The sequence below is a fragment of the Oceanobacillus sp. CAU 1775 genome (assembly GCF_054482815.1).
Window position 1 is genome coordinate 156,379 of record NZ_JBTLRO010000007.1, and the last position, 11,033, is coordinate 167,411.

Below are 11,033 nucleotides of genomic sequence, written 5' to 3' on the forward strand. Positions count from 1 at the left end.
GTTAAGTAATGTATTTTAATACTGAATCAATTGTTTCCATATCTCTTATATGCTATTTTAAAGAGTAGCAGACTAGTTGTTAAAGGGTGATGGAATGAGAGAGAAGATTCAGAGGTATTATCCACCGGGGGTAGATGTTTTAACTTTTGCAATTATGGTTGGAATGATTGCTTATTGTTTGTTTTATTTTGGAAGATTGCCAGATGAAATTCCAATCCATTTTAATATGGCAGGGGAAGCGGATGACTGGGGTGGCAAGAACGCAATCTTTGCTATGATCTTGATTAATATTCATGTAGTTGTGTTATGTTTTGTACTGAATTATTTTTTAATCATAAAGCCAGAGGATAAAAAAGAGAGCTTAGCCTATGTCAACATCCCATTTATTAATAAAGACAAGCTGACTAAGGAACAAGTATTTCTTGTGAAAAGAAACGGGGCACGTGCGCTAGCTGTGACAAATTTAATGATTAGTGTATTATTTGCAACACTTTATTATAGTATTGTGCAGGCAGGGCTAGGTAATCCCACAGATATCGGTACCACGGTTGGTGTATTACTCGTATTAGTACTTGCTCCATCGTTTTATTATGTTCGTAAAACGTATACAGATGTTAAAGGTAATTAAGAGTAATAGAAAAGTCTTTGAGCGAAGTAGTTCGTTTAAAGACTTTTTTATGCGTTTCTTTAGACGGAAAACTTAATAGCTGATATAGTTACTTAGGTAACTATAAAGGGGAATGAGATTTTATGAATACAACATTTTTTCACCAACACCTACAATTTTCACGTTCATTTAAAAAACAACTAAACGAAAGACTAACAGCGATTGATTTATTTCACACGCAATGGCTAGTTCTTTATTGCATCAACCGAATGCAACCTGTAACACTTGTTGAAATCAGCAATTACCTAGATGTTGAGAAGCCAACAATTAGTCGAACAGTCAAAAGGTTAGAAGAACAGAATTTAATTGAAACAATCCCTAGTGAAGATAAACGCGAAAGACTTATTCGCCTATCGCTGAAGGGTGAAGAAAGCTATAAAGAGGGGCAAGAAATTGTTGCACAATATGAAGCGAATCTTGTACAGACTATCTCAGAACGAGATATGGAGATCACATTAAAAACAATTGAAAAATTAAAAGAGAAGCTTTAAAAAGGAGAATTTAGATGAGTAGTAAGCCAAAATTATGGACAAAGGATTTTGTGATGGTGTCCACATCTAACTTCCTTTTATTTATTTCGTTTTACATGTTGATGGTAACTCTTGCAGTGTACTCCATTGAGCAATTTAAAGTTTCGAATAGTACTGCTGGACTGGCATCGAGTATTTTCGTACTTGGTGCTGTTTTAATTCGCCCATTTGCAGGGAATTTAATTGAGAGGATTGGAAGGAAAAAGCTACTAATCATTGGGTTGACCATATTTCTAGTTGGTTCTGTTATCTATTTCCCGATTGATAGTATTGGATGGCTTTTATTTTTCCGTTTTATTCATGGGTTTGCTTTTGGAATTTCTACTACTGCAACGGGAACAATCGTGGTTGATGTAATTCCTGCAAGCAGACGTGGTGAGGGGATGGGTTACTTTGCAACAAGTAATAATCTAGCCATGGCTATTGGTCCTTTCGTTGGGCTAATTATCATGCAATATCTTGAATATCATGTAATATTTATCGTGACAACAGTTCTTGCGGTAATTGCTTTGGTTACTGCCCTAGCCATGAATGTACCTGAGCTTCCGAAACGTCAAAAGGAAGTAAAGAAAAAACCTCAACTTATTGATTTCTTTGAACGTACAGTAATGCCGATAGCTATTTTTATGATGATTGTAGGAGTTGCAAATTCAAGTATACTATCTTTCATTAGTTCCTATGCGATTCATATTAATCTTGTAAATGCAGCAAGTTTTTTCTTTGTTATGTATGCCGTGTTTTTATTAATGTCACGTCCATTTACAGGAAGATTGTATGATTCAAAAGGAGAGAACAGTGTGATGTATCCTTCACTTCTTTTGTTTGGAATTGGTTTAATCGTGCTCAGTCAAGCAAGTAATGCATTTTTACTGCTTTTAGCAGGGGCGATTATTGGTGTCGGCTTTGGAACCCTACAATCTAGTGCACAAACAATTGCTGTGAGCCAAGTTCCACATAATAGAGTAGGTTTAGCAACCTCCACATTTTATACGCTCTATGATATAGGGATGGGCTTAGGTCCACTTCTAATCGGATATCTTATTCCACTAACTGGTTTTCGAAACCTTTATCTTGTCATGGCAGCTATCGCATTTGTCGCGATTCCCATTTATTATTTCCTCCATGGCAGAAATGTAGTCACCAAAGGTCTGCCAGATCACTTAACATATTAAACTTTAAAACATGACAAATGTCATGTTTTTTTCATGACATTTACTACTTATAAAGCAACTGTATTTAGCCTAAAATAGAGATAATAAACAAGGTATTCAGGAGGCTATTATGAGTAGAGAAAAACAAGCGCAGTTAAGAAAAAGTGTCCAACCATTTGCTACGGCTGACACGAAGGCAAGTATTATCCAAATCATTAATACGATTATACCGTTTTTCATTCTATGGTTCTTGGCATATCAAGCCTTGTCCATTTCTATTTTCTTATCATTAGCTTTATCTGTAGTTGCAGCTGGATTTGTGATTCGAACTTTCATTATCTTCCATGACTGTACACATATGTCTTTCTTTAAAAATGGTAAGGCAAATAGAGTTGTCGGTACGATTACAGGAATAATCACGCATTTCGCCTTTGAAAAATGGAAACGTGACCATGCCATTCACCATGCAACGAGTAGTAACTTAGATAAGCGTGGTACTGGGGATGTATGGGTAATGACAGTTGACGAGTATGCAGAAGCTTCATTCTGGGGAAAGCTGGCTTATCGTGTGTATCGTAATCCGATTGTTTTATTTGGACTTGGACCAATTTACCTTTTCCTAATCTCCAATCGTTTTAACAGAAAAGGTGCAAAGAAAAAGGAACGTAACAACACATACTTAATTAATATTTCAATTATTGCGATCTACGCATTATTAATCTGGGCAATTGGTTGGCAAGCATTCCTTATCGTCCAATTACCAATATTATTTATTGCTGGTGCGGCAGGGATTTGGCTCTTTTATGTGCAACATCAATTCGAGGATTCTTATTTTGAAAATGAAGATGAATGGGATTATGTTAAAGCTGCAGTAGATGGAAGTTCTTATTATAAGCTGCCTAAAGTTCTAGAGTGGCTTACAGGTAGTATTGGTTACCACCATGTGCATCACTTGAGCCCAAGGGTACCGAATTATAATTTGGAGCAAGCGCATGAAACAACACCACCACTTCATCAAGCAACAACTATCACATTAAAAACAAGTCTGGAATCCATACGATTTCGTCTTTATGATCAAGCAACGAGAAGCTTTGTGAGCTTTAGAGAATATAAAGAATTGATGACGAGTAGACAACTAAAAGTGAAACAACCAAGCGTTCAAGAAAAATAAAGTGAACGAATCAGAATGAACAGTAAAAGTCCTACAACCCTTCAATATTAAAAATTGAGGGGTTTTTCATCCTTTGATTTGCTATACTGAAGCAATAACTCGCTTTTAGAAAGTAGGTATACTATGCATCAGTGGTATCAGCTATTCCCGAAAAACCCCTATCTTAGTATTTTTGCATGGATTGCATTTTGTCTATTACCATTTTACTTTGTTTTTCGTTTTTCTTCTTTAGTAGAAGTATTTATTGGAATAGCATTGATTATATTATTCTTTACCGCTTACCGTCTTTCTTTTATTAAAAAGGGATGGACCGTATATGTATCTGTAGGAATTGAAATGGCTATAAGCATTGGAATGACTGTCTTTTATGGTTATATTTATTTTTCTTTATTCCTAGCGTTTTTTATAGGTAATATCAAACATAAAGTTGGATTTTTCACAGTTTATATTGTTCACTTGATAACGACGATTGTAGCGATAACTATTTTCTTCTTTACACAGAATGAAATTTTCATTACCCAATTTCCTTTCATCATCATTACGATTATTGGAGTTATTCTTCTTCCTTTCAATATGTACAATAGAAATAGGCATGAAAAATTAGAGCATCAATTGGATGATGCAAATGAAATTATTTCACAGCTCATTGTCGTAGAGGAGAGGCAAAGAATTGCCCGTGACTTGCATGATACACTGGGCCAAAAGCTTTCACTTATTGGATTGAAAAGTGATTTGGCGAAAAGATTAGTACCTATTAAACCAGACGAAGCAATCGTTGAAATAGAGGATGTTCAACAGACAGCCAGGACTGCTTTAAAAGAAGTTCGTGAATTGGTCTCCAATATGAAGGGTTTAAGATTAGAAGAAGAATCCATTCTAGTGACTCAATTAATGGAAGCCGCAGAAATTGAATATCAGTTCGAGGGAGATACCAAATTAAAAGACATTCCATTATATATTGAACATATACTCAGTATGTGTTTAAAAGAAGCAGTGACGAATGTTGTAAAGCATAGTAAAGCCACGATGTGCAATATACGAATCCAACAATTTCCTGATCGTTGGAGAATTGAAGTTGAAGACGATGGTATTGGTTTAAATAATAATTTATCAATAAATAATTCCAATGGTTTACAAGGAATGAGAGAACGATTGGAATTTGTAAATGGAAGTTTAGAACTTAAAAAACGGGATGGGACTACAGTTATTATTCAAGTACCAAAAATAACTGGGCGACCAGAACAGGAGGGGTTGTCTTGATTCGAATTGTACTCGCAGAAGACCAAAGTTTATTACTTGGCGCGCTTGGTTCTTTATTAGATTTAGAAGAAGATATGGAAGTTGTCGGTAAGGCAAAGAATGGGGAAGAAGCGATACAACTTGTACGCTTGCATCAACCGGATATTTGTATCATGGATATTGAGATGCCTATAAAAACTGGCCTAGATGCAGCCGAAGAGTTGAAGGAGGATGCTTGTAAAATCATTATCCTTACAACGTTTGCTAGACCGGGTTATTTTGACAGAGCAAGGCAAGCAAATGTAAGTGGATATTTGTTAAAAGATAGTCCAAGTGAAGAGTTGGCACGTTCAATTCGTTCTATAATGGCTGGTAGAAAAGTGTATGCACCAGAGCTTGTTGATATGGCTTTTGAAGAAAGTAACCCACTGACAGCAAGAGAAATAGAAGTGATAAAGTTAATTGCAGAAGGAAAGAAAACGAAAGAAATTGCTCAGGAACTCTACCTTTCAAATGGAACCGTTCGGAATTATGTATCTGCAATATTAGTAAAATTAGACGTAAGCAATCGAATTGAGGCCATTACAAGGTTTGAAGAAAAAGGTTGGTACAAATAAAAAGAAGCAAGTATTATAAATCCAGCCTTCTCACTTGTGAGAGGGTTCTTTTGCCTTTATAATAAATACTAAGCATTTTATATAGAAAAAGGGTGTTCATCATGGGGAAAAGAATTTTTTATTTTTTATTAACAAACGTACTCGTTTTAGCAACAATTAGTATTATTCTCTCCTTAGTAGGAGGGTTTGGTTATATTGATGGAGGCAAAATTAACTTTACACAGTTATTAGTGTTTAGTGCTGTTGTTGGTTTCACTGGATCATTTATTTCTTTAGCGATGTCTCGTTGGATGGCGAAACGCATGATGGGTGTTCGTGTCATTGATCCTGATAGACCAGGTTCAGAGTATGAGCGTCAAGTCGTTGAGAAAGTACACCGTCTCTCTAGAACAGCAGGTCTTATGCATATGCCAGAGGTTGGTATTTATGATTCTCCTGAGGTAAACGCATTTGCAACAGGGCCTTCTAAGAAGCGTTCGCTTGTTGCAGTTTCAACTGGACTTCTTCAAGAGATGGATGATGATGCAGTAGAAGGTGTTATCGCACATGAAGTTGCTCACGTAGCAAATGGCGATATGGTGACGATGACATTACTTCAAGGTGTTGTAAACACATTTGTAGTATTCTTGGCAAGAATCGTAGCATTTGCTGCTTCGCGTTTTGTTAGAGAAGAAATGGCACCAATCGTGCATTTTATAGCAATTATCGTTTTCCAAATTGTCTTTTCAATCCTGGGAAGCTTAGTTGTTTTCGCATACTCAAGACACCGTGAATATCACGCAGACCAAGGTGGAGCAGACTTAGCTGGGAAAGATAAGATGCGCCACGCCTTAGAATCATTAAAAGCATACTCACATCGTATGAAGGGTGAGGATGATACGTCAATTGCTACTCTGAAAATCAGTGGTAAACGTAAATCAAGCATTTTCTCTACGCACCCAGATTTGGATGATAGAATTAAACGTTTAGTATAATACGAAGGGACAGTCGAATTGATCGGCTGTCTCTTTTTTTGATATACGCCTCAAGACGTATTGTTGTCGTACTGTAGCTATGGTATATTTTTGCTAAGTATATTTTATTAACTGGTATTATTTATAGACCGGTACTATATAATGAATAATAGTGAACAGACATCGAAGGAGTGGAAACTTTGAATATACAATTTAAAAAAGGGGTGCTTGAACTTTGTGTGCTAGTACTTTTAGGAAGAAAAGAACTTTATGGTTATGAGCTTGTCCAACAAATTTCAAATCAAATTGAAATTTCAGAAGGGGCAGTGTATCCATTGCTTCGTCGTCTAACAAAAGAAGGTATGGCAACAACCTATTTACAAGAGTCATCAGAAGGACCACCAAGAAAATACTATAAGTTAACAACCGATGGAGAAATCTATCTTCAGGAATTACTTACTGAATGGAAAACATTCACAAATGGTGTTAATAATTTGATAGAAAATGAGGTGGAAGAATAAGATGACAAAGAAACAGTTTTTATACGAATTGAAGAATGCATTGAGAAACCTTCCTATAGAAGAACAGAATGATATTTTAAGTGATTATGAAGAGTATTTTATGATTGGCATACAAGACGGAAAAACAGAGCAAGAAATTGCAGCATCACTTGGAACGCCAGAACAGTTAGGTAGAGATTTAAGTGTGACCTACCATGTGGAAACGGTTGAGGATAGTGCGTCGATGGGGAATTTCTTTCGCGCATTATGGGCAGTAATCGGTCTAGGTTTCTTCAATTTGATTATTGTACTAGGTCCATTCATTGCTTTGGCAGCAATAATTATTGCTGGTTGGGCAGTGGCAGTCTTCTTTACCCTATCGCCAATTGGAGTTCTGATTAATACTGCAATGTATCCAGAAATATTCGAGCCTTTTAATTTGTTCACTTCCCTAGTACTTGCAGGGGCTGGGTTATTCATAGGAATCATCATGCTACACATAACAAATTGGATGAAAAATCTTTTTGTGAAGTACTTTAAATTTAATATTCGAATGGTAAAAGGGGGAATGGAGAATGTTTAATATAAAAAGAGTTTCTATAATTGCATTTTTTCTTCCCATCATAGGTATTGTTGGAGCAATTTTTACCTATTCATCTTATGCCAACTCGGAACCAGCACTCGAAGAATTTACCTTTCGCGAGGTGATCACAGATCTTCAAGTAGAATCTGATAATGCAAAAATTGAAATTCTACCTTCCATGAATGATTCAACAGATGTAGTATTTGAGATAGATACGAATAAAAAATCGAGATATAATCTTGAAGCGGCAGTCGAAAATGGAGTTTTAAAAGTAAAGGTTAAGGAAAAAATTCTTCAGTTTTTCAATTTTGATTTTAACTGGAAGCCAATCATTACAAAAGTATATTTGCCAGAGGACTCCTACGATTCAATACACGCGAAAACAATAAATGGTACGGTGCATATAGAAAATTTATTTGTTAAAGCGATTAATGCTAGATCTACAAATGGAAGTCTTATCATGCAAAATCTTCATACGGAACAAATTGTAACAGAAGTCGAAAATGGACAAATCAATTTTGAAGCAGTTTTTGGTGATTTACAAGCGAGAACTACTAATGGACGAATTGAATTAAATGCGGATAGACTTAATTATCCTATTGATTTTGAGACGGTCAATGGTAGAATTAAGGTTCAGGTTGATGAAACTCCAGAAAATGCCGAGATAAGAGCAGAAGTTGTAAATGATTCATCAAAAATATTCGGCATAAAAAGCAATCAAAGTACAACTGGTAATGGTGAAATTAAAATTAACTTAAAGACAGTGAATGGTAGTATAACTGTTGAAAATTAAGAATGGAGCACTGGAATAGTAAAAAACTGTTCCAGTGTTTCATTTGGTTAACAGACAAGGAGTACAGACATGAAAGAAGAAAAGGTTGGTATAAAACCATTTTTAAGATTAATTTATTCGACTAATATTTCGAAGTGGGCACTTGCTGCAGGACTGGTCGGAAGTATCCTGACAATGCTTGTGAATTTAGCAATTCCATTATTAACAAGAGAGCTTGTTGATGGCTTCTCTCTAGAAGCGCTAAGTGTTACACTCATAATCATTATTGTTGTTGTTTTTATTCTACAAGCAGTGATAGATGGGGTCTCTACTTATATTTTAGCGGCAGTAGGACAAAAGATTGTTGCACGCTTACGTGAGAAAATGTGGTTCAAACTGATTCGTTTACCTGTAAGTTTTTTTGATAAAACGCCTAGTGGGCAATCGGTGAGTAGAGTTGTAAATGATACGGGTATAGTAAAAGATTTGATATCTAATCAGTTCCCACAATTTATTACAGGAATCATCACGATTATTGGTGCAATTATAATTTTACTTATTATGGATTGGAAAATGACTTTATTGATGCTTATTGCAGTGCCGGTAACATTTATTATTATGATGCCGTTGGGGTCAAGAATGGCAAAAATATCTAAAGGGCTACAGGATGAAACGGCAGTATTTACAGGAGATATTCAACAAACATTAGGTGAAATTCGCTTGATGAAGTCTTCTACAGCAGAAAAAGTAGAAGAGGAGCAAGGCAATAAAGGAATTGATAAACTTTATCGATATGGTCTAAGGGAAGCGAAGATTTTTGCCTTAATCGGTCCTTTGATTTACACAGTAATGATGCTTGTTATCGTTATCATTATTGGCTACGGTGGAATTCGTGTAGCAGAAGGAACAATGTCAACGGGATCGCTTGTTGCTTTCCTTTTATATTTATTCCAAATTATTTTCCCAATCACTTCATTTGCTATGTTCTTTACTGAATTACAAAAAGCAAAAGGAGCGACAGAGAGAATTATTGATATTCTTGAAATTAAAGAAGAAGCTGGTCAGGATGGCTTAAAGAAAGATATCTCTAATGAAATAGTTTACGTGGACAACTTGTCGTTTAGCTATGATGAAGGGGAGCCAGTTCTCACTGATGTTAGCTTAACTGCTAATCCAGGAGATATGATTGCTTTTGCTGGCCCAAGTGGTGGAGGTAAAACAACGCTATTCGGTATGCTAGAGCGATATTACGAACCATCGGCTGGTGAAATTCGAATAGGAGATACGCCAATAAGTGATTTATCACTACATTCATGGCGAAGCCAAATTGGCTATGTTTCACAAGAAAGTGCAATGATGGCTGGTACGATAAGAGATAATCTTACGTATGGATTAGAAAACACAGAGGAAATTACCGATGATCAGCTGTGGGAAGTGGCGGAAATGGCATATGCCGCTTCATTTATTCGAGATTTTCCTAAAGAACTAGATACAGAGGTAGGGGAGCGTGGCGTTAAACTTTCTGGAGGTCAGAGACAGCGTATTAACATTGCCCGTGCATTTCTGAGGGATCCAAAAATCTTAATGCTCGATGAAGCGACAGCAAGTCTTGATAGTCAGTCTGAACATGCTGTACAGCAGGCATTGTCTCGGTTAATGAAGGGAAGAACGACATTTGTAATTGCCCACCGTTTATCTACAATTGTAGATGCAACCAAAATAATTTTTATAGAAAATGGAAGAATAACTGGTTCCGGAACGCACGAAGAATTAGTTGAGACACATGAACTATATCAGAAATTTGCTGAACAACAATTGAGTTAATCTACGAAGTACCCCATCAAGTTATGCTGCTTGATGGGGTATTTTATAGGCAACATCCATTAATATTTGTAATTTAATAAAAAATACCAAATAACTAATAATTTTGTAAGTTATCCCTTGAAAATAAATCTATTTACCTACATAATATGTTTTGAAAGGTAATTAGTACTATCTGCAATAAGTTCTATAAATTATTGTTGAAGGGAAACGATGAAATGAAGCAAATCCAATTGAATTATATTATTGAAAAAAATACGATTGCATTGATTCCAGTAAAAAAAGTTGACTTCTATACGGTAGCTTTAACTACTCTCGGCAAGGTTTATGTAAAGCAGACTCCTTTTGAAATTATCAAGAAATCATGTCTCGAAGAATTTGTAACTTATGAAGGCAGGAAGAATGCTGTTCAAAAATTAACAAACTTTAAAAATAAAGTTCCTATACCAATAAGCACGAGTAGAAATATCTTTTCTTTTCCCACTATTTCACCAGTAAGTCCAGATTGTGTTTGGTTGTTTTATCATCATATCAAAGGTGTGGAGGAAGATCGGAAAAAGAATCCCTCAAAATCAATTATTCATTTTATCAATGGCACAAGTTTGGAACTTGATATCTCCCATTATATTTTACAACAACAATTTTATAAAACAGCGGTCTGCAAGAATATGTTTGATATAAAAATGCAAACTGCAAACGAATGAGGTAAAATAGAGAAAAGGCAGGGGATGAAATGAAAAACTTAGTAGGCTTTCTTTCAATTATTGCATTGATTATCGCATTTTTCTTAGATATAAAATATAAAGGACTAATTTATCAACTCATCGCTCCAAAGAAAGTCCAGTCTTAAAGATAATTAAAAGAATATAAATTACAAAGCTGCGCCAATATGAGGTGCGGCTTTTTTCTTGTGCGCCCAGCATGGGCTATAACTTGGTGGTGAAAGTCCACTACAGGCTTTGCAGTAGGAACTGTTAGCTAAAGGCAAGGGTGTCCGAAGTGATTTGGAATCTGAAGGAAGCTGGAAGC

At 35.7% G+C, this 11,033-nt stretch carries 12 protein-coding genes; all 12 read left to right on the forward strand.

Going from position 1 to position 11,033, the window contains the following annotated elements; all coding sequences use genetic code 11:
- Positions 1-94 precede the first annotated feature (94 nt).
- The 12 genes from ACXYMZ_RS13120 (at position 95) to ACXYMZ_RS13175 (ending at position 10,708) form a co-directional block, all read left to right on the forward strand.
- The gene (locus tag ACXYMZ_RS13120; RefSeq protein ID WP_458948860.1) at positions 95-628 is read left to right on the forward strand and encodes a DUF1648 domain-containing protein; all 534 of its coding nucleotides are present in this window, start codon (positions 95-97) and stop codon (positions 626-628) included.
- Between the two features lie 122 nt (positions 629-750).
- The gene (locus ACXYMZ_RS13125; RefSeq protein ID WP_458948861.1) at positions 751-1,158 is read left to right on the forward strand and encodes a MarR family winged helix-turn-helix transcriptional regulator; all 408 of its coding nucleotides are present in this window, start codon (positions 751-753) and stop codon (positions 1,156-1,158) included.
- A gap of 14 nt (positions 1,159-1,172) precedes the next feature.
- Positions 1,173-2,369 carry an MFS transporter gene (locus ACXYMZ_RS13130; RefSeq protein ID WP_458948862.1) on the forward strand — a complete coding sequence of 399 codons (1,197 nt, stop codon included), beginning with the start codon at positions 1,173-1,175 and terminating at the stop codon, positions 2,367-2,369.
- Between the two features lie 109 nt (positions 2,370-2,478).
- The gene (desA, locus tag ACXYMZ_RS13135; protein ID WP_458948863.1) at positions 2,479-3,519 is read left to right on the forward strand and encodes a Delta(5) desaturase DesA; all 1,041 of its coding nucleotides are present in this window, start codon (positions 2,479-2,481) and stop codon (positions 3,517-3,519) included.
- 123 nt (positions 3,520-3,642) lie between these two features.
- Positions 3,643-4,779, forward strand: a complete 1,137-nt coding sequence (locus ACXYMZ_RS13140; protein WP_458948864.1) for a sensor histidine kinase — start codon at positions 3,643-3,645, stop codon at positions 4,777-4,779.
- Entirely contained in the window at positions 4,776-5,375 is a 600-nt protein-coding gene (locus ACXYMZ_RS13145; protein ID WP_458948865.1) for a response regulator transcription factor, read from the forward strand. The genes ACXYMZ_RS13140 and ACXYMZ_RS13145 overlap by 4 nt, the downstream gene beginning before the upstream one ends.
- 101 nt (positions 5,376-5,476) lie before the next feature.
- Entirely contained in the window at positions 5,477-6,349 is an 873-nt protein-coding gene (gene htpX / locus ACXYMZ_RS13150) for a protease HtpX (protein WP_458948866.1), read from the forward strand.
- A gap of 179 nt (positions 6,350-6,528) precedes the next feature.
- A complete protein-coding gene (locus ACXYMZ_RS13155) occupies positions 6,529-6,849 on the forward strand; it encodes a PadR family transcriptional regulator (protein ID WP_458948867.1) in 321 nt (106 codons plus the stop codon).
- A gap of 1 nt (position 6,850) precedes the next feature.
- Entirely contained in the window at positions 6,851-7,411 is a 561-nt protein-coding gene (locus tag ACXYMZ_RS13160) for an HAAS signaling domain-containing protein (protein ID WP_458948868.1), read from the forward strand.
- Positions 7,404-8,204: a DUF4097 family beta strand repeat-containing protein gene (locus tag ACXYMZ_RS13165; RefSeq protein ID WP_458948869.1), complete on the forward strand. Its 801-nt coding sequence runs from the start codon at positions 7,404-7,406 to the stop codon at positions 8,202-8,204. The genes ACXYMZ_RS13160 and ACXYMZ_RS13165 overlap by 8 nt, the downstream gene beginning before the upstream one ends.
- 69 nt (positions 8,205-8,273) lie before the next feature.
- Complete coding sequence (locus tag ACXYMZ_RS13170; protein WP_458948870.1) at positions 8,274-10,007, forward strand: ABC transporter ATP-binding protein; 1,734 nt, start codon at positions 8,274-8,276, stop codon at positions 10,005-10,007.
- Between the two features lie 215 nt (positions 10,008-10,222).
- On the forward strand, positions 10,223-10,708 hold the full coding sequence (locus ACXYMZ_RS13175) for a competence protein ComK (RefSeq protein WP_458948871.1): 486 nt from the start codon (positions 10,223-10,225) through the stop codon (positions 10,706-10,708).
- Positions 10,709-11,033 lie beyond the last annotated feature (325 nt).

Coding starts and splice junctions, on each gene's coding strand:
- ACXYMZ_RS13130 (WP_458948862.1), top strand. CDS start 1,173: ATGAGTAGTAAGCCAAAATTATGGACAAAGGATTTTGTGATGGTGTCC.
- ACXYMZ_RS13170 (WP_458948870.1), top strand. CDS start 8,274: ATGAAAGAAGAAAAGGTTGGTATAAAACCATTTTTAAGATTAATTTAT.
- ACXYMZ_RS13125 (WP_458948861.1), top strand. CDS start 751: ATGAATACAACATTTTTTCACCAACACCTACAATTTTCACGTTCATTT.
- ACXYMZ_RS13165 (WP_458948869.1), top strand. CDS start 7,404: ATGTTTAATATAAAAAGAGTTTCTATAATTGCATTTTTTCTTCCCATC.
- ACXYMZ_RS13160 (WP_458948868.1), top strand. CDS start 6,851: ATGACAAAGAAACAGTTTTTATACGAATTGAAGAATGCATTGAGAAAC.
- ACXYMZ_RS13175 (WP_458948871.1), top strand. CDS start 10,223: ATGAAGCAAATCCAATTGAATTATATTATTGAAAAAAATACGATTGCA.
- ACXYMZ_RS13140 (WP_458948864.1), top strand. CDS start 3,643: ATGCATCAGTGGTATCAGCTATTCCCGAAAAACCCCTATCTTAGTATT.
- ACXYMZ_RS13120 (WP_458948860.1), top strand. CDS start 95: ATGAGAGAGAAGATTCAGAGGTATTATCCACCGGGGGTAGATGTTTTA.
- desA (WP_458948863.1), top strand. CDS start 2,479: ATGAGTAGAGAAAAACAAGCGCAGTTAAGAAAAAGTGTCCAACCATTT.
- htpX (WP_458948866.1), top strand. CDS start 5,477: ATGGGGAAAAGAATTTTTTATTTTTTATTAACAAACGTACTCGTTTTA.